Origin of the sequence: Mesorhizobium newzealandense (genome assembly GCF_042682145.1) — a bacterium.
Lineage (GTDB): Bacteria > Pseudomonadota > Alphaproteobacteria > Rhizobiales > Rhizobiaceae > Mesorhizobium > Mesorhizobium newzealandense.
On record NZ_JBHUGZ010000030.1, the window covers coordinates 519,007 to 536,014 of the forward strand.

18 protein-coding genes are annotated in these 17,008 nt (G+C 62.2%); 14 read left to right on the forward strand and 4 right to left on the reverse strand.

Features of this window, described 5'->3' with window-relative positions:
• Positions 1–25: 25 nt before the first annotated feature.
• Positions 26–643, reverse strand: coding sequence for a GNAT family N-acetyltransferase (locus ACFSOZ_RS36540; RefSeq protein ID WP_379106357.1), 618 nt, complete (start codon positions 641–643; stop codon positions 26–28).
• A gap of 75 nt (positions 644–718) precedes the next feature.
• Positions 719–1,660, reverse strand: coding sequence for a LysR substrate-binding domain-containing protein (locus ACFSOZ_RS36545; RefSeq protein ID WP_379106359.1), 942 nt, complete (start codon positions 1,658–1,660; stop codon positions 719–721).
• A 110-nt stretch (positions 1,661–1,770) separates the two neighbouring features.
• Here ACFSOZ_RS36545 and ACFSOZ_RS36550 point away from each other — a divergent pair, with 110 nt between their 5' ends.
• The 8 genes from ACFSOZ_RS36550 (at position 1,771) to ACFSOZ_RS36585 (ending at position 9,818) form a co-directional block, all read left to right on the forward strand.
• Entirely contained in the window at positions 1,771–2,604 is an 834-nt protein-coding gene (locus ACFSOZ_RS36550; protein ID WP_379106360.1) for a hypothetical protein, read from the forward strand.
• A 45-nt stretch (positions 2,605–2,649) separates the two neighbouring features.
• The gene (locus ACFSOZ_RS36555; RefSeq protein ID WP_379106362.1) at positions 2,650–3,576 is read left to right on the forward strand and encodes a DMT family transporter; all 927 of its coding nucleotides are present in this window, start codon (positions 2,650–2,652) and stop codon (positions 3,574–3,576) included.
• Positions 3,569–3,772, forward strand: a complete 204-nt coding sequence (locus ACFSOZ_RS36560; protein WP_379106363.1) for a hypothetical protein — start codon at positions 3,569–3,571, stop codon at positions 3,770–3,772. Before ACFSOZ_RS36555 ends, ACFSOZ_RS36560 begins: the two co-directional genes overlap by 8 nt.
• Positions 3,773–3,934: 162 nt before the next feature.
• A complete protein-coding gene (locus tag ACFSOZ_RS36565; RefSeq protein WP_379106365.1) occupies positions 3,935–4,384 on the forward strand; it encodes a Ros/MucR family transcriptional regulator in 450 nt (149 codons plus the stop codon).
• A 137-nt stretch (positions 4,385–4,521) separates the two neighbouring features.
• On the forward strand, positions 4,522–6,399 hold the full coding sequence (locus ACFSOZ_RS36570) for an ABC-F family ATP-binding cassette domain-containing protein (protein WP_379106368.1): 1,878 nt from the start codon (positions 4,522–4,524) through the stop codon (positions 6,397–6,399).
• A gap of 99 nt (positions 6,400–6,498) precedes the next feature.
• Positions 6,499–6,906 carry an SMI1/KNR4 family protein gene (locus tag ACFSOZ_RS36575; protein ID WP_379106370.1) on the forward strand — a complete coding sequence of 136 codons (408 nt, stop codon included), beginning with the start codon at positions 6,499–6,501 and terminating at the stop codon, positions 6,904–6,906.
• A 92-nt stretch (positions 6,907–6,998) separates the two neighbouring features.
• Positions 6,999–7,316 carry a hypothetical protein gene (locus tag ACFSOZ_RS36580; RefSeq protein WP_379106371.1) on the forward strand — a complete coding sequence of 106 codons (318 nt, stop codon included), beginning with the start codon at positions 6,999–7,001 and terminating at the stop codon, positions 7,314–7,316.
• Positions 7,317–7,709: 393 nt separating this feature from the next.
• On the forward strand, positions 7,710–9,818 hold the full coding sequence (locus ACFSOZ_RS36585) for a molybdopterin-containing oxidoreductase family protein (protein WP_379106373.1): 2,109 nt from the start codon (positions 7,710–7,712) through the stop codon (positions 9,816–9,818).
• Positions 9,819–9,851: 33 nt separating this feature from the next.
• Here ACFSOZ_RS36585 and ACFSOZ_RS36590 read toward each other — a convergent pair whose 3' ends face one another.
• Together ACFSOZ_RS36590 and ACFSOZ_RS36595 are read right to left on the reverse strand one after the other, a co-directional pair.
• Positions 9,852–11,063 carry a flavin-containing monooxygenase gene (locus ACFSOZ_RS36590; RefSeq protein WP_379106375.1) on the reverse strand — a complete coding sequence of 404 codons (1,212 nt, stop codon included), beginning with the start codon at positions 11,061–11,063 and terminating at the stop codon, positions 9,852–9,854.
• Between the two features lie 3 nt (positions 11,064–11,066).
• Positions 11,067–11,546, reverse strand: a complete 480-nt coding sequence (locus ACFSOZ_RS36595; RefSeq protein WP_379106377.1) for an Lrp/AsnC family transcriptional regulator — start codon at positions 11,544–11,546, stop codon at positions 11,067–11,069.
• Positions 11,547–11,652: 106 nt separating this feature from the next.
• Between ACFSOZ_RS36595 and ACFSOZ_RS36600 the strand changes: the two genes are divergently transcribed.
• From ACFSOZ_RS36600 to ACFSOZ_RS36625, 6 genes are all read left to right on the forward strand, one after another.
• Complete coding sequence (locus ACFSOZ_RS36600; protein ID WP_379106379.1) at positions 11,653–12,861, forward strand: diaminopropionate ammonia-lyase; 1,209 nt, start codon at positions 11,653–11,655, stop codon at positions 12,859–12,861.
• A complete protein-coding gene (locus ACFSOZ_RS36605) occupies positions 12,858–14,084 on the forward strand; it encodes a Zn-dependent hydrolase (protein ID WP_379106381.1) in 1,227 nt (408 codons plus the stop codon). Before ACFSOZ_RS36600 ends, ACFSOZ_RS36605 begins: the two co-directional genes overlap by 4 nt.
• Positions 14,085–14,103: 19 nt before the next feature.
• Positions 14,104–15,276, forward strand: a complete 1,173-nt coding sequence (locus ACFSOZ_RS36610; RefSeq protein ID WP_379106383.1) for a M20 aminoacylase family protein — start codon at positions 14,104–14,106, stop codon at positions 15,274–15,276.
• 143 nt (positions 15,277–15,419) lie between these two features.
• On the forward strand, positions 15,420–16,217 hold the full coding sequence (locus ACFSOZ_RS36615) for an agmatinase family protein (protein WP_379106385.1): 798 nt from the start codon (positions 15,420–15,422) through the stop codon (positions 16,215–16,217).
• A gap of 289 nt (positions 16,218–16,506) precedes the next feature.
• The gene (locus tag ACFSOZ_RS36620) at positions 16,507–16,719 is read left to right on the forward strand and encodes a hypothetical protein (RefSeq protein WP_379106387.1); all 213 of its coding nucleotides are present in this window, start codon (positions 16,507–16,509) and stop codon (positions 16,717–16,719) included.
• Between the two features lie 110 nt (positions 16,720–16,829).
• The gene (locus ACFSOZ_RS36625; RefSeq protein WP_379106389.1) at positions 16,830–17,003 is read left to right on the forward strand and encodes a hypothetical protein; all 174 of its coding nucleotides are present in this window, start codon (positions 16,830–16,832) and stop codon (positions 17,001–17,003) included.
• Positions 17,004–17,008: the final 5 nt, after the last annotated feature.

Sequence of the window (17,008 nt, forward strand, 5' to 3'; positions counted from 1 at the left end):
TCCAAGGTTGAACGGCCCGCGCTGACTATCGCTGCATTTTGTGCTTCAGCATTGCCTTTACGTCCGGCCACTCGGAATCGATGATGCTGAACCGGACGGAATTGCGCTTCCTGCCGTCCGGCATGATCCGCTCGTTGCGAACGATCCCCTCCTGCTTTGCCCCTATTCGCAGAATGGCTGCCCTTGACGCGTCGTTCAGTTCGTCCGTGGTGAATTGCACGCGGACACATCCCATGACCTCGAATGCATGGGTCAGGAGAAGATACTTCGCCTCGGTATTGATTCCTGATCGCTGAGCCGAGCTGCTGAGCCATGTGTGCCCAATCTCCAGCGTTCTATTGGTGCGATCGATCTTCCAGAACCGGGTGCTGCCGCAGATCAGCCCCGTGCTGCGCATCACGATCGCGTAAGGCATGACAGTGCCGGCCTGTCGTCCAGCCAGGGCGTTGGCAATATACCCATCGATCGAACCCGGTCCCGGGACCACGGTGGCCTTCAGGTTCCACAGCTCGCCATCCGCAGCCGCGCTCAGAAGCGCCGACGAATGGTCCTGCTCAAGCGGCGTGAGCTCAACGATCTTGCCGACCAGGCTGGGTTGCATGGATTGGCCGTCTATTGACCGATGGTTCTCAACTTCGGACATTGCTTCTGATCGGTCGACTCTCGTCGGTGGACAATCAATCCGACACTTGCGTAACAGATTTCCGGGGGTCGAAGCTCAGCCGCCGATCTCTGCGTCCAACTGGCTCTGCGTCAAAGCGGCTTCCGCCGTGATCCACTGCTTGAACAGGGATACCTTGCGCGCCGGCAGCGTCTTGTCGGGACAGACGAAATACCATCCCGCCGTGTTCGGGTGGTGCACCGCGAAAGGAGCCACCAGCCTTTCTGCACGGATATCGCTGGCCATATAGGCACGATTGGCCACAGCAAATCCCAATCCGGCACCGGCCGCCTCGTAGGACATCAAGCAAGAATCGAAATAGATGCTCTTGGTCTCGTGGAGCACGGAGCCGGCGCCGGCGAAGTCGAGCCATGATTGCCAGTTCTGGGTGCAGGTGTCGGAATGCAGCAGCGTGAAGTGGCGCAGATCTTCGGGCTTCACCTTCGACAGCGGCTTGTCGCCCAGGATTTCATGGAAGAGTTTCCTGCTGCACACCGGCGTCAGGTCCTCCTTGAACAGAAGGTCGGCGCTGAGCTCGGGGAACCGGCCGTCGCCATAGCGGATCTCGACATCGAATTCCGATGTCGAGAATTCATGCGTCGCGTAGGAGGTCGAGACGCGCATCTCGATGTCCGGGTATTGCCTTTGGAACAGCGGCAGGCGCGGAAACAGCCAGCGCGCGGCAAAGGTCGGCAACACTGAAATCTTCAACACATGCTCCTGCGATTGCCCGGTCGCTTCCATGCTGGCGGCAACGATTCGCTCCAGCGCCTCGCGAACCCGCGAAACATAGGTCTCGCCTTCCGGCGTCAGCGAGACGGCATTGCCGCCACGCAGGAATATCTTGAAGCGAAGCTGGTCCTCCAGGCTTTTGACGCGCTGGCTCACCGCGGAAGCGGTGATGAACTGTTCTTCACCGGCGCGCGTGAAATTCCTATGCCTCGCAGCACTCTCCACGATTTTCAGCGAGTTGAGGTTGACCTGACTGAGCAGACGCACGGTTTCGACCTTAAGCTGCGCTTACGCTAGCACTAGCATTCCTAATTTTACAGGGGTGGGTGAATTAATCGACTGTTTATCAAGTGTTGCCCCCATCCTGGAGAAGTACAATGAACGCCCATACCATTCCCGAACTGCGTTATGCGATGAGCCGCGAAGCCATCATCGGCCACGAAACCGCCTGGAAAGTGTCGAGTTTCGGCGTCGCGCAATATCTGCACGGCTATGACCCGGCACTGCTTGCCGCAATCGAGGAGGCCGCACTGAAGCTCAAGGCCAGCCATGCCGTGCACAAGCACCTCGACTTGACCTTCATCACCGGCGCCGACCGTTTCATCCCCGAGATCAAGGAGTTGCTGCATGACAAGCTGCGGCTGGAGCGGCTGTCCGACATGATGGGCACCAAGCTGGAGCCCTATCCGCTGTCGATCGTCGGCTCGACAGTGACCTTCATGAATCCCAAGGACGGCGCCGTGGAATGGCATTGCGATGGCGTTCCGGTCACCGAGCTCATTCCGCTGTCGATCAGCAATCCGCTGGTCGGCGGCCACCTCGAAATCTACTGCGACGACTCGGAAACCGGCCGCGCCATCCTCGAAGCCGGCCGCGAGATTCCGCGCAACCGTGTCATGCGCATCGATCACAAGATGAACTACGCGACGCTTGGGCAGTTTCTCGGCGTCCTGCACCGCACCGCGCCGATCCGATTCGGCGAGCGCGTCACGCTGGTGCTCAACCAGCGCTCGGTGGCCAAGCCCTATGTCGACGACAATCGCATGTTCTATCTCGCTGCCGACAACGACCATGACCGCGAATGGGTCAACGAGTTGGCCGAAGACGTCTGGACCAACCAGTTGCCGGCCTATCGCCGGTTCGAGGAAGAGCGTCTCGTTCCGGCGTCGCCCGAGGCACCGGTTCCGGGCGGAGCCAGGGAATCATGGTAATGAACCATGATCCCGAAAAGTGGGAACCGGTTTTCGGACAGGATCATGGTCGAAGACAGAGATAGAACCCCATACGGTTTCTTTAGGCATGGATCAGGCTCGATATCCGCGCTGGTCTTCGCTGCGGGCGCGGTGGCGTTGTGGTCGACCAATGCGCTGGTCGGCAAATCCCTGCTGGCCAGTCATCCGGTGTCGAAGGTGCAGTTCCTGCAATTTACGGGAGCTGCACTCGTCTTCGCCGCCATCCGGTTGATGAGCAGGGATAGTGCCGCGCCCGTCACGGCGAGGGCAGCATTCGTGCCTCTCGCGGTGGGCTTCATCGGTCTGGTCGGCACCATGGTGCTGCAATACATCGCCTTCGCCTCGATGCCGGTGATCGAGGCCAATCTGGTGGCCTACACCTGGCCGTTGATGGTCGCGGCGGCGGTCATCGCCTTGGAGAGCCCGCGGCGCCCGGCATTGCTGGGCGGCGCCGCGATCGTGGGCTTCATCGGCGTTGCACTGGTGGTTTCGGGAGGGCGCAACCAATCCTGGCTCCAGGGGGATCTCGTCGGCTATCTCGCCGCATTCGGGTCCGCACTGTGCATGGCCTTCTATTCGGTCATGGTGGGACGGCTTGCCACCTCGCCGGATCGTCTGTTGCTGCCATCGTCGCTGATCGGTGTCGCCTTGACGTTCTTGTGGTGCGCTCGCGACGGTTTCGCCTGGCCCGTTGGCACGGACCTGGTTCTCGGCCTCTATCTCGGCGCTGGTCCGATGGGGTTGGGCTACTACTTCTGGTCGCGCGCCTTGAAGCTCGAAGGCAGCGGCAAGGTCGCGGTCGTCGCCTATCTCACGCCGATCGCTTCGACGCTGCTGCTGACCTTGTCGGGCGAAACGCTGACGTTGACGGCCATCGTCGGAGCTATCCTCGTCATCGGCAGTTGTGTCGCGGTCGGCTTGGAGCGTTCGGAGGCCGAAAATCATGTTTGACGAAAATGAACGTCTCGCCAGGCAGGAAGCGTATTGGCTGATCAAGGAATTCGGCGCCGAGGCCCCGCTTTACGCCGCGATGAAGGCCGAAAAGGCGATAGAACAGAAGGATTTCGGGCGTTGCGCCCGCTGGAAGCGTATTCTAGAGATATTGGCCGACGGCCATGCTGCGAAGTCTGCCAGTTCCAAGTATTAGATTTTCTAATTTGCGCGACGTCGATTTCCGATGAAAAATACTTGTTGCGAGTCCTAATTCCTTTTTGAGACTTCGTGGTCCGTTGGGGGACGCGCCTAAAGAGATACATCGACATAAGTCTTCGCTGGGGTGGATGACTTTGTCGCAAATAGGGTGAAAGAATTGTCAAATATCGATGATAAGACCGTTATCGAACTGACGGCCGATATTGTCTCGGCCTATATCGGCAACAATCCGCTTCCGGCTTCCGGTCTGCCTGAGTTGATTGCCAGCGTCAGCGCTTCGGTTCGCAAGCTGGCTGGTGCGCCTGTCGTGGAAAGCCCGACCCTGGTTCCGGCTGTGAACCCGAAGAAGTCGGTGTTTCCCGACTACATCATCTGCCTTGAGGACGGAAAGAAGTTCAAGTCGCTGAAGCGGCACCTCAGGACGGATTACGGCCTGAGCCCGGACGACTACCGGGCCAAATGGGGTCTGCCGCCGGACTATCCGATGGTTGCGCCAAACTATTCGGCGACACGGTCGGCACTGGCAAAGTCGACAGGACTTGGCCGCAAACCGGCAGCAGCGCCGGCCGCCGTGGCCAAGGCGACGAAGCGCAAGGCCGCTACCTGAAAGCTGCCTGGCCGGGTAGGCCAGCCGCTGATCGGCTGCTTTGACGGCGCCCTCGCGGGCGTCGTTTTCAGGCCTTGTGCGGCCAACAGGCCCGCAAGGTCTTGCGAAGCGTTGATGTCCGGTGCAAAAGCGCGGCCATGCTGATCATCAACGACCTTTCGCTCCGCATGGCCGGACGCCTGCTTCTCGACCACGCCTCGCTGACCTTGCCGGCTGGCACCAAGGCCGGTCTTGTCGGCCGCAATGGCACCGGCAAGACGACGCTGTTCAAGGCCATCACCGGTGACCTGGCTTCCGAGACCGGCTCGATCAGCCTGCCCAAGAACACGCGCATCGGCCAGGTGGCGCAGGAAGCGCCAGGCACCGAGGATCCGCTGATCGAGATCGTGCTCAAAGCCGATCTCGAGCGGACGGCACTGCTCGAAGAGGAAAAGACCGCAACGGACCCGCACCGCATCGCCGACATCCACATGCGGCTGGCCGACATCGACGCGCACTCAGCCGAGTCTCGCGCGGCCACCATTCTTGCAGGTCTCGGCTTCGATGATGCCGCGCAGCGCCGCCCGGCCTCGTCCTTCTCCGGCGGCTGGCGCATGCGGGTGGCGCTTGCGGCGGTGCTGTTTGCCGAGCCCGACCTTTTGCTGCTCGACGAGCCGACCAATTATCTCGACCTCGAAGGCACGCTGTGGCTGGAAAACTATGTGTCGAAATATCCGCACACCGTGCTTCTGATCTCGCACGATCGCGACCTGCTCAACCGCGCCGTCAATTCGATCGTTCATCTCGACCAGAAGAAGCTGACCTTCTGGCGTGGCGGCTACGACCAGTTCGAGCGCCAGTACACCGAGCAGAAGGAACTGCAGGAGAAGGGCCGGGTCAAGCAGGAAGCCGCCCGCAAGCATATGGAATCCTTCGTCGAGCGCTTCCGCGCCAAGGCCTCCAAGGCGAGACAGGCGCAGTCGCGGATCAAGGCGCTGGAGAGGATGAAGCCGATCGCCGCGATCGTGAACGATACGGTGCGGCCATTCTCCTTCCCGGAACCGGTCAAGACGGTGGCCTCGCCGATCGTGGCGCTGAACAACGTCAATGTCGGCTACACCGAGGGGCAGCCGATCCTGAAGAAGATGACGCTGCGCATCGACGCCGACGACCGCATCGCGCTGCTTGGCGCCAACGGCAACGGCAAGTCGACCTTCGCCAAATTGCTGTCCGGCCGGCTGAAGCAGGAGAGCGGCACGATGACGGTGGCGCCCGGGCTGAAGGTGGCGATCTTCGCCCAGCACCAGCTCGACGATCTCAGGCCTGAGGAAAATGCCTACGAGCATGTGCGCCGGCTGATGCCGGAGGCGCCGGAATCGAAAGTGCGCGGCCGCGTCGCCCAGTTCGGCCTCACCACCGAGAAGATGAACACCGCCGCCAAGGATCTGTCCGGCGGCGAGAAGGCACGGCTGTTGATGGGCCTGTCGGCCTTCGAGGGACCGAACCTGTTCATCCTCGACGAACCGACCAACCATCTCGACATCGACAGCCGCGAATCGCTGATCCATGCGCTGAACGAATTTCCCGGTGCGGTGATCCTGATCTCGCACGATCGCCATCTGCTGGAGGCGACCGCCGACCGGCTGTGGCTGGTCAAGGACGGCGCCGTCAACCCGTATGACGGCGACCTCGAAGACTACAAGACGCTGGTCACCGGTGTGTCGGGCGACCGCCGCGGCAAGCGCGAGGCGGACAAGGCGTCAAAGGCCGACCGCCGTCGCGATGCGGCAGCGCGCCGCGCTGCCTTCGAGCCGCTGGCCAAGGAAATCCGCGCCACCGAAGCGCTGATGGACCGCATCCGCAAGCGCATCGACGGCATCGAGGACGAGCTGTCCAATCCGGCCGTCTACGAGAAGGATCCCTCGACGGCCACCCGATTGGCCAAGGAGCGCTCACAACTGGCCCAGACGCTGGCTGGCCACGAGGAAAAATGGCTGACCATGTCGGCCGAATACGAGGAAGGCACGGCGGAGTAGGGTGCGCAGTTCTTGCCTTCTCCCCCTGTGGGAGAAGGTGTCGTCGCAGGCGACAGATGAGGGGTGCTTCGCGGAGTGAGGTGCTGAAGGGGTGATGAGATGCTTGAAGGTCGGGAGTGGCGCAAGAACGGTGGAGCATCAGACGAGGCGATCCAGAAACTCAGAGATGTTGCGCCTGTTGTCCTGCCTGAAAGCTATTTTGCCCTTCTCTCTCTCACCAACGGTGGAGAAGGCCCATTGCCAACCCAGCCGCTATGGCTGGCCTTGGATGCCGCGGAAGAGGTGATCGAAACAGAACAGCAGGGGACCTTCAAGGAGTTCTTTCCGGGTTTTTTCGTCATCGGCAGCAACGGGGGCGGCGAGGCGATCGCGTTCGATCTACGCACCGCCGGGCCTTATCCGCTCGTTGCTTTCGACATCACAAATAGTGATCTGATCGAAAGCGTTTGGCCCATTGCACTGGACTTTGACGAATTCTTGGGCTTGATCGGCCTTTCGGACGAATAGCACAGCGGGGGTTGTTGGGCCTCGCCCATCTGCCCCTACACGCAGCCCTCACACCCCGCTAATCTCATTCCTCAGGTAACGGAGGAGTCCCGATGGCGGCAGCCGATGATTTCATGGACGAGTTTACGCGCGAGGATGGCTTTTTCCTCGGCCTTCACCAACGACAATTCGATCCAGTTGCGGCCGAAAGAGCACTGCAGATTCTGAGACTGATTGAGATCGGCACCGATCACGGGACGAACTACTTGCTTGCGGACCACATGTTCCAGGCTGACTTCGAGCTTCGCGTCCAGGAGCCCTACAATCGAGACAACAAGCAGTTTGAGCGCTATCACCGCCTGTTCTTTGATGAGATTGCCATGAGATTTGTTGCCCTCGGCAGCTTGGGCGAAACGCTGCGCAAAGAATAGTGTCTGGAGGGGCAACTGATGTCCAAGGAGTTGTGGATCAAGGAGGCCTTCTAGCGAACGACCCCAAGACAAGCGTCAAATGCTCTGAATGCGGCGAGGCAGATTTGGACGTCTTCGACACCAAGGCGGGTAAGGATCATGTCGAGCGGCACATGCACTGCCCGAAATGTGGTGCCTACAACGCGCTCCACAAGAACGTCAGCTTCGACCGGCGATGAGGCCCTGCGGCGACGGCACACCTCCCTTTGTGGGGAGGGTCGATCCGCGAAGCGGAGCGGGGTGGGGCAGCGAGACGGTTCACCCCACCCCGGCGCTGCGCGCCGACCCTCCCCATCAAGGGGAGGGTAAGAGCTGGCCCTACACGCCGCGCCTGAAAGCCGTTAGACAGGTGCCATGAACCAGCACGCCAAGCTCAGAATCGGCCATTCGGCCTGTCCGCATGATTGCCCGTCGACCTGCGCGCTCGAGGTCGAGCTGCTTGATGGCAACCGTATCGGCCGCGTCCATGGCGCCAAGGCCAACAGCTATACGGCAGGCGTCATCTGCGCCAAGGTCGCCCGCTATGCCGACCGTGTCCATCATCCCGACCGTTTGCTGAAACCGCTTATCCGGGCCGGCGCCAAGGGCGACGGCGTCTGGAAGGACGCGAGCTGGGAGGCCGCACTCGACCTCGTCGCCGAAAAATTCATCGCGGCCGAGGAGAAATACGGTTCGGAGACGGTCTGGCCGTACTACTATGCCGGCACGATGGGATTGGTGCAGCGCGACGGCATCGACCGGCTGCGCCACGCCAAGAAATACTCCGGCTTTTTCGGTTCGATCTGCACCAATCTGGCCTGGACCGGCTGGATGATGGGAGCCGGCGCCTTGCGCGGGCCCGATCCGCGCGAGATGGCGAAATCCGACTGCGTGGTGATCTGGGGCACCAATGCGGTGGTCACCCAAGTCAACGTCATGACCCACGCGATCAAGGCGCGCAAGACGCGCGGCGCCAGGATCGTCGTCATCGACGTCTATGAGAACGCGACGATGAAGCAGGCCGATCTCGCCCTGGTGCTGAAGCCGGGCACCGACGGCGCGCTGGCTTGCGCGGTCATGCATGTGCTCTTCAGGGAAGGCATGGCCGACCGCACCTATCTCGAAAAGTACACCGACGATCCCAAGGGGCTGGAAGAGCATCTGAGGACTCGCACACCGGAATGGGCAGCGGCCATTACCGGTTTGACGGTTGCCGAGATCGAGACCTTCGCCCGCCTCGTCGGCACGACGAAGAAGACCTATTTCCGTCTCGGTTATGGCTTTGCGCGCCAGCGCAACGGCTCGGTCAACATGCACGCGGCCGCCTCCATCGCCGCGGTCACCGGCTGCTGGCAATATGAGGGCGGCGGCGCCTTCCACTCCAATTCCGGCATCTTCAAGCTCAACCAGGATGTGCTGGAAGGCACGAAGATGCGCGATCCCAGTATCCGCTACCTCGACCATTCGCGCATCGGCCCGGTGCTGACCGGGGCGAAGGATGCGCTCTATGGCGGCCCGCCGGTGACGGCGATGCTGATCCAGAACACCAATCCGGCCAATGTCGCGCCCGAACAGCGGCTGGTGAAGCAGGGTTTTCTGCGCGACGACCTGTTCACCTGCGTGCACGAGCAGTTTATGACCGACACCGCAAAACTCGCCGATGTCGTGCTGCCGGCGACGATGTTCCTCGAGCACGACGACATCTACAAGGGCGGCGGCAACCAGCACATCACGCTCGGCCCCAAGCTGATCGACCCGCCGGAAGGGCCACGCACCAACCATTTCGTCATCGAGGAACTGGCGCAGCGCCTCGGCGTCGCCGACCGTCCGGGCTTCGGCATGACCGAGCAACAGCATATCGACATCATCCTTGGCAAGCGCGGGCTGGGCAGTTTCGACAGCTTGAAGGAAGACAAGTGGGTCGACCTGCAGCCGGATTTCGACACCGCGCATTTCATCAAGGGATTTGGCCATGCGGACGGGAAATTCCGCTTCCGCGCCGACTGGACCGGGCAGGCGGCCCCCAACCGGCCGCCGAAGAGCATGGGCCTGTTCGGCCCGGTGGAGCGGCTGCCGGAATTCCCCGACCATGTCGATCTGATCGAGGTCGCCGATGAGGCGCATCCGTTCCGGCTGACGACATCGCCGGCGCGCAACTTTCTCAACTCGACATTTTCGGAAACACCGGTGTCGAAGGCCAGGGAAGTGCGGCCGGAACTGCTTCTGCATCCCGACGATGCGGCAGCTCATGGGCTCGCCGACGGCGACCGCGTCGAGGTCGGCAACGAGCGCGGCGAAGTCGTGCTGCACGCAAAACTGTTCAACGGCATCAAGCGCGGCGTCGTCATCGCCGAAGGCATCTGGCCAAACAGCGCGCATGAGCGCGGCGAAGGCATCAACGTGCTGACCGGCGCCGATGCGCCCGCACCCTATGGCGGCGCTGCCTTCCACGACAACAAGGTGTGGCTGCGCGCGGCAAGTTGAGGCTGAAGAGAACTCCGCTCATCTGGCGCCAAATCATACCGGCAGTATTTCGGCCGCCTTTTTTCGGTCTCGCCGCAGGCGGATGTCATCAGCGATCTGCTCTGCCTCGATCGAGATTTCGCGCAGCAATCCGGTGACCGGATTGTGAAAGCCGATGAGATAAAGGCCGAGCTCCGAAGCCCGCGCATTGACGCCGCTGCGGCTCGGCTGGACGTCGGGCTCCAGCAATCTGGCAAAGCCCGGCCGGAAGCCCGTGGCGAAGATAATCGCATCGAACTCGCCCTGCTTGCCGTCGGCAAAACGGGCGCCTTGTTCGGTGATCTCGGCAATGTCGGGTGCGACCTTGATCGCGCCTTCGCGGATCTTGCTGACCGTGCCGACATCGATCACCGGGATGCGCGCCGCCACGGCGATCTGCTGCAACATCCCTTGGCTCGGCCGCTTGAGCCCATATTTCTCCAGTCGGCCGAGCGCCAGATCGAGAATGAGAGGGAATAACGCATCATTGATGCGTTGCGGCATCAGGCGCGCCGCCATGCCGATCATCTGGATGGGCACGCCAAGCAACTCGCGCGGCACGATATGAACGCCGCCGCGCACCGAAATCGTTGGTCGCGCGCCGCCTTCCACCAGATCGAGCGCAATCTCGGCGCCGGTGTTGCCCATACCGATGATCAGCACCGATTGGCCGGCAAAAGGCGTGGCGTTGAGATAGTCGGCGCTATGCAGCCTCATACCCCTGAAGGCATCGGCGCCGGCAAATCCGGGCATCAGTGGCTCGGCGTTGTTACCCGATGCGATCACCACGTGGGAGGCATGCACGATGCCGGATGTCGCTTCGACATGCCAGCTTCTGCCTTGCCGGGAAATCGCCCGCACCGTCTCTCCAAATCGGGGCCGCAGATCGAAGCGTTGCGCGTAGGCATCGAGATAGTCGGCGAAGAGATCGCGCGGCACGTAGCGCGGATAATTCTTGGGAAAGGGTACGAAGGGCAGCGAGGAATAGCGTTTGGTCGTGTGCAGGTGGACGCGCTCATAGTGGCGTCGCCAGGCCGGTGCGGTCTGCTCCTCTTTTTCGAGGATGACGAAGTCGACACCTGTCTGTCGCAGGCATGCAGCAATCGCCAGGCCTGCCGGCCCGGCACCGATGATTGCAACTGAAGTGATGTCGTCCAACCGCGCCTCCGCCGCCGAATTCGTGACGCCGAGAATGTCAGAAACATGGCGGTCAGGCGAGGGCGGCAATTCTCATCCTGGCAAGGGCACCGTCAGCCCGACCTTGACGCGATCCATGGCAACGAAGGTGCGGAACTTCCGCACATTGTTGCTGTCGAAGAACAGTTTTCGCGTCAGCGCCTCGTAAGCACCCATGTCGGCCACGGTGATGACCAGAATGAAGTCGGCCTCGCCGGTGACGTAGTAGCATTGCTGCACTTCCGGCGCGGCCGAGAACTGCCGCTTGGCCGCGTCGATGAGCTCGGCGCGTTCGCTCTCGAGCTCCACCTCGACGAAGATGGTGATGGGTTGGCCGACCGCCGCCGGCTCGACGATGGCGACATTGCCGGCAATGACGCCGCTCTGTTCCATGCGCTTGATGCGGCGCTGCACCGCCGGCGCCGACAGGTTCACCGCTTCGCCGATCAGCCGCTGCGGCGTCGCGTTGTCCCGCTGCAGGATGGCAAGGATGGCGAGATCGAAACTGTCGAGTGGAGGCAGCGATTCAGGCAATAGACATGTCCCTGACGAAACAAACTTGCAATTCAAAGGCCATATTACAGCGCTCTTTGCATCGGTCCTGCAATATGTTCTCGCTGGACGCCAAGGAGGGCCGCCAGTGTTCCTGCTCAATCACAACGTCTTGCACCGCCAGCCGCTCGACCAGGCCGATGCCGAAACGCTTGGAATTGCCGGTTCCGATACGGTCGAGCGTTTCCTTGCCCGTCGCGACAATCACCGGGAAACGCCATTGCATACGCTGCCGGCGCTCGCTGCCGAACTCGGCCTCGGTGCGTTGCATGTCAAGGATGAGGGGTTTCGCCTCGGCCTCGGCAGCTTCAAGGCGCTTGGCGGTGCCTATGCTGTCTTCCGTCTGGTGCTGGAAGAGGCAAGCCGGTCGCTTGGCCGGCCTGTCGATGTGGCCGATCTCCACCAGCCGGATGTGCGGGCGATCGCTGCGACGATGACTGTTGCCTGTGCGACCGACGGCAACCACGGCCGCTCGGTCGCGCAAGGTGCGCAACTCGTCGGTGCGCGTGCGGCGATCTTCGTTCACGCCGGCGTCAGCGAAGAGCGTGTCGCCGCCATCGCTCGCTATGGCGCCGAGATGATCCGCGTCGACGGCAATTATGACGACTCGGTCAGGCAAGCCGCTCAAGTTTCGGATGAGAATGGCTGGACCGTGGTCTCAGACACCTCGTGGCCGGGCTATGAGCGCATTCCCGGCCTCGTCATGCAGGGCTATACGGCAATCGTGCGCGAGGCGCTGCGCCAGCTCCGGGAGCCGCCGACCCATGTCTTCGTGCAGGCCGGTGTCGGCGGCATTGCCGCCGCGGTGGCAGGCCATCTGGCCATCGTGCTCGGTGACGCCAGACCGACCTTTGTCGTGGTCGAGCCGGCTCGTGCCGCTTGCGTTTTTGCAGCCGCCCAGGCCGGGCGCCCGGTCAAGGTCGCGCATGACCAGTCGACCGTGATGGCCATGCTCGAATGCTACGAGGCCTCTCCGGTCGCCTGGCGGGTGCTGGCGCGTGCCGCTGATGCCTTCATGACAGTGGATGAGGACGAGGCCATCGCGGGGATGCGGCGGCTTGCGCGGCCGGCCGCCGGCGATCCGGTGATCATCGCCGGCGAAAGCGGCGGCGTCGGCCTTGCCGGGCTGATCCGGGCGGTGGCTGACAACCAAGCCGATCTCGGACCGGACGGAAAATCCCGCGTGCTGGTGATCAACACCGAAGGCGCCACCGACCCGCATCGTTATGCCGAACTGGTTGGCATGAGCCCGGCCGATGTGCTGGCCGGCAAGATGCTTGCAGGAGCAAATTTGTGATCGCGGTCGACGCGCAGCGCCTGCTTGGCCGTATCCGCGAACTCGGTGCCGCCGGTCGCGACGGCGAGGGCAGGCTGGTGCGCCTTGCCGCCTCCGATGCCGACAGGCTGGGCCGCGACCTCTTCGTCGGCTGGCTCAGGCAGGCAGGCCTCGATATCGCCGTCGACCGGGTCGGCAATATTTTCGGCATCTGGCAAAGCGCGGACAATGCAGCGCAGGCGCCGCTGCTCATCGGCTCGCACATCGACACCGTCATCGATGCCGGCATCTATGATGGCTGCTACGGCGTGCTTGCCGGGCTGGAGGTGATCGAGACGCTCAAGGCATCAGGCTTTTCGCCATCGCGCCCGGTCGCGGTCGCTGCCTTCACCAACGAGGAGGGCGTGCGCTATACGCCCGACATGATGGGCTCGCTGGTCCATGCCGGCGGCATCGGCGTCGAGACGGTGCTGGCGGCCGTCGGCACCGATGGCAGCGTGCTCGGGCAGGAGCTTGCCCGCATCGGCTATGCCGGCGACCAGGAGCCCGGCTTCCTCAAGCCGCACGCCTATCTGGAACTGCATATCGAGCAAGGGCCGGTGCTGGAGCGCGAAGGCGTACCGATCGGCGCCGTGGAAAATCTGCAAGGCATCTCCTGGCAACGCATCACCATCGACGGCGTCGCCAACCATGCCGGCACCACGCCGATGTCTATGCGCAGCGACGCCGGCCACGCTGCCGCCAGGGTCATCACCTTCCTGCACGATAGGGCCAAAGCCTCAAACAAGCCGACGGTCGCCACCGTCGGTACGATGCGCTTCGAGCCGAATGCCATCAACGTCATTCCCTCCCGAGCCATCTTCACCGTCGATCTGCGCGATCCCGACGAGCAGCGCCTGCAGGCGGAGGAGGCCGCACTTGCTGCCTATCTCGAGCACCTTGCCGCCGCCGAGAACGTGGCGATCTCTGTGGAGCGGCTGGCCCGCTTCGAGCCGGTGATCTTCGACATCCGCATTGTCGAACTGATCGAAGCCGCCGCGAAAAACCACGGCCTTGGCGTCAAACGCATGACGTCCGGCGCCGGCCACGATGCACAGATGATGGCGCGCATTGCGCCGGCAGCGATGATCTTCGTGCCGAGTGCCGGCGGCATCAGTCACAATCCGCGCGAACACACTGAAGATGCCGAGCTTGTTGCCGGCGCCAACATCCTGCTTGATGTGGTCACAGAGCTTGCAAAGTAGGTCAGGAGGGGCAGAAGAAATGTCTGAACTCGATCGTGACGCGCTGAAGCAGGAGATGATTTTCTGGCGGCGCGATTTGCACGCGCATCCGGAGTTCGGCTTCGAGGAAAAGCGCACCGCGGCCTTCGTCGCCGCCAAGCTGCGCGAATTCGGGTTGGACGATGTCGCCGAAGGTGTCGGCGGCACCGGCGTAGTCGGCACGCTGAAGCGCGGCAGCGGCAACCGGGCGATTGCGCTCAGGGCCGACATGGATGCGCTGCGCATCACCGAGCAGTCAGCCGCGCCCTACCGTTCCGGCAATCCCGGCATCATGCATGCCTGCGGCCATGACGGCCACACAGCGATGCTGCTCGGTGCTGCAAAACTGCTGGCCGGTGAGGGCGGTTTCGACGGCACCGTTCGCTTCGTCTTCCAGCCAGCCGAGGAATGGGGCAAGGGCGCACTCTCCATGCTCGACGATGGGTTGATGCGGCGCTTCCCCTTCGACGAGATCTTTGGTCTGCACAACATGCCCGGCCTGCCCATCGGGCATTTCGAGACACGCGCCGGGCCGATCATGTCGGCCGAGGACAATTTCGAGATCGTGCTGAAAGGGCTCGGCGGCCATGCCGCGCGCCCGCATTCGGGCAATGAAACGCTGGTCGCCGCCTGCGCGCTGGTCACCAATCTGCAAACCATCGTCTCACGCCGGTTGAGCCCGGCCGACATCTCAGTGGTTTCGGTGACCGAGCTGATCACCGACGGCACCCGCAACGCGCTGCCCGGTCTTGCCCGCATCCTCGGCGATGCGCGCAGCTTCCGCCCCGAGGTCAGCGCCGAGATCGAGCGGCAGATGTGCATCATCGCGGAGGGCACCGCCGCCGCCTACAATGTCAGCGCCGAGGTCAATTACAGCCGCGAGTTCGTGCCGCTGCGCAATGATGCCGAACTGGTCGATGCGGCGTTTGCCGCCGCCGGAAGCGTTTTCGAGCCCGCCAACATCGCCGTCGCCCGCCAACCGATGACCGCCTCGGAGGATTTCGCCCGCTTCCTCGATCATGTGCCGGGCTGTTTCGTCTTCCTCGGCAATGGCGAGACCTCGGCGCCGCTGCACAATTCCAGCTACGACTTCAACGATGACGGGCTGCTGTTCGGCACGAATTTTCATGTCGCCGTGGTCAGGCAACGACTGAGCGGCGAAACTGGAAGATGATCGCGGCTTGATTGCCAGGCTGCGCTCGCCGCTGGCCCAAACACCATCGCTATCGGCAGCCAGCTCCCGAGATTATTGATCTCTCCCAGTCTTTGTTGAACTCCCCAATTCTTGTTGGACTCATTGCCGGAGATCGGACGCTGATGACCAGGATTTCACTTCTGGGAATTCCCCATGACGACAACTCGTCCTTCTTTAAAGGCCCGGCGCAAGCGCCCGCCCACATCCGTCCCGAATTGTTCTCCGATGCCTACAGCATGTGGAGCGAAACCGGTTTCGATCTGACCGACAGGCTTGTCGATCATGGCGACGTCCGCTTCGACGCCGCCACCGATCCATGGGACCTGATCGAAAGCGAGGTTGGACGAGCGTTGGAGCCGGGCGATCCGCTGATCTGCCTCGGCGGCGACCACGCCATCTCCTGGCCCATACTGCGCGCGGTGCGCCGCCGGCATCCCAGCCTGACCATTCTGCACATCGACGCGCACCCCGACATGTATGATGCCTATCAGGGCAATCCGCGCTCCCACACCTCGCCCTTCGCCCGCATCATGGAAGAGCGGCTTGCCGATCGCCTCATCCAGGTTGGCCTGCGGACCGTCAACGATCATCATCGCGACCAGTTCAAGCGGTTCGGTGCCGAGGTGATCGAGGCGGCGCGGTTCAGCGACAATCTCCAGCTCGATCTCAACACGCCGGTCTATATCTCGATGGACCTCGATGGGCTCGACCCGGCTTTTGCGCCAGGTGTCTCGCACCGCGAACCCGGTGGTTTGACCACGCGTCAGGTCATCAACCTGATTCAATCGGTCAACCAGCCGATCGTGGCAGCTGATATCGTTGAATTAAACTCGCCTCGCGACATCGCCAATCTGACCGCCATCGTGGCGGCAAAACTCCTCAAGGAAATTGCCGGAATGATGATCAAGACACGCGCGTAACGGGCCGGCGACCAGCAACTCGTGTAAATCGGTACGCTTTTAACGAAGACAATCGCCCGATGACGCGAGGGAAAGACTCAGCTAGCCTCTGCTTTGCGGCGGACCTATTATCCGCTTGGCCGGCGCTTCATTCTTCCTCCCAAGCGGCGCCGGCCTTCTTCCTCAAAAGTCCTCCCTGCTGCTGATGCTAAATTAGCGAAAATAAATTTAGAGCATTTCGGCTTGCCGGAAATTAGCGTCATTCGGTCATAAGTTTGGCATGCCTTTGGGGTGGCTGGCAGGAAGATCGATGCGCGGGCGTGGATGGATCAAGGCGTTGCGTCAGGACGAGGCTCGGCAGGTGCGTGCGCGCATCGCCGAACTGGAGCGCGATCTGATGTCGACGTCACCTCAGGGGCGCCATAAGCGGCACGAGGCAGGACACGAACTTCGCAACGCGAAGTTCCGCCTCCAGCGTCTCGAGGAATGCATCACCGAAATACCGGAGAAATGTGCGCGTTAGCGGAAGCGATCGTCGCCCCTCGATCTCTTTGCCGCGCTGTCAAGACAGTCGGCGGAAGGAACCAAATGCCGTCTCCTCGGTTGGTCCTGCTCCAATGGAGTATTGCAACCATGTTCCGTCTGCTTGTCGCCAGCGCTTTGGCCTATGTCACCTATCGCATCGCCAGGAAGATGGTCGAGGACGTCCCCGATACAATCGACCCGCTGCTGGTGCCGCCGTCGCAATATGATCGTGAGGCCTTGCGCCGGCAGTCAGTGGCGATGGGGATCGACCCGCAACGCTAGGGTGT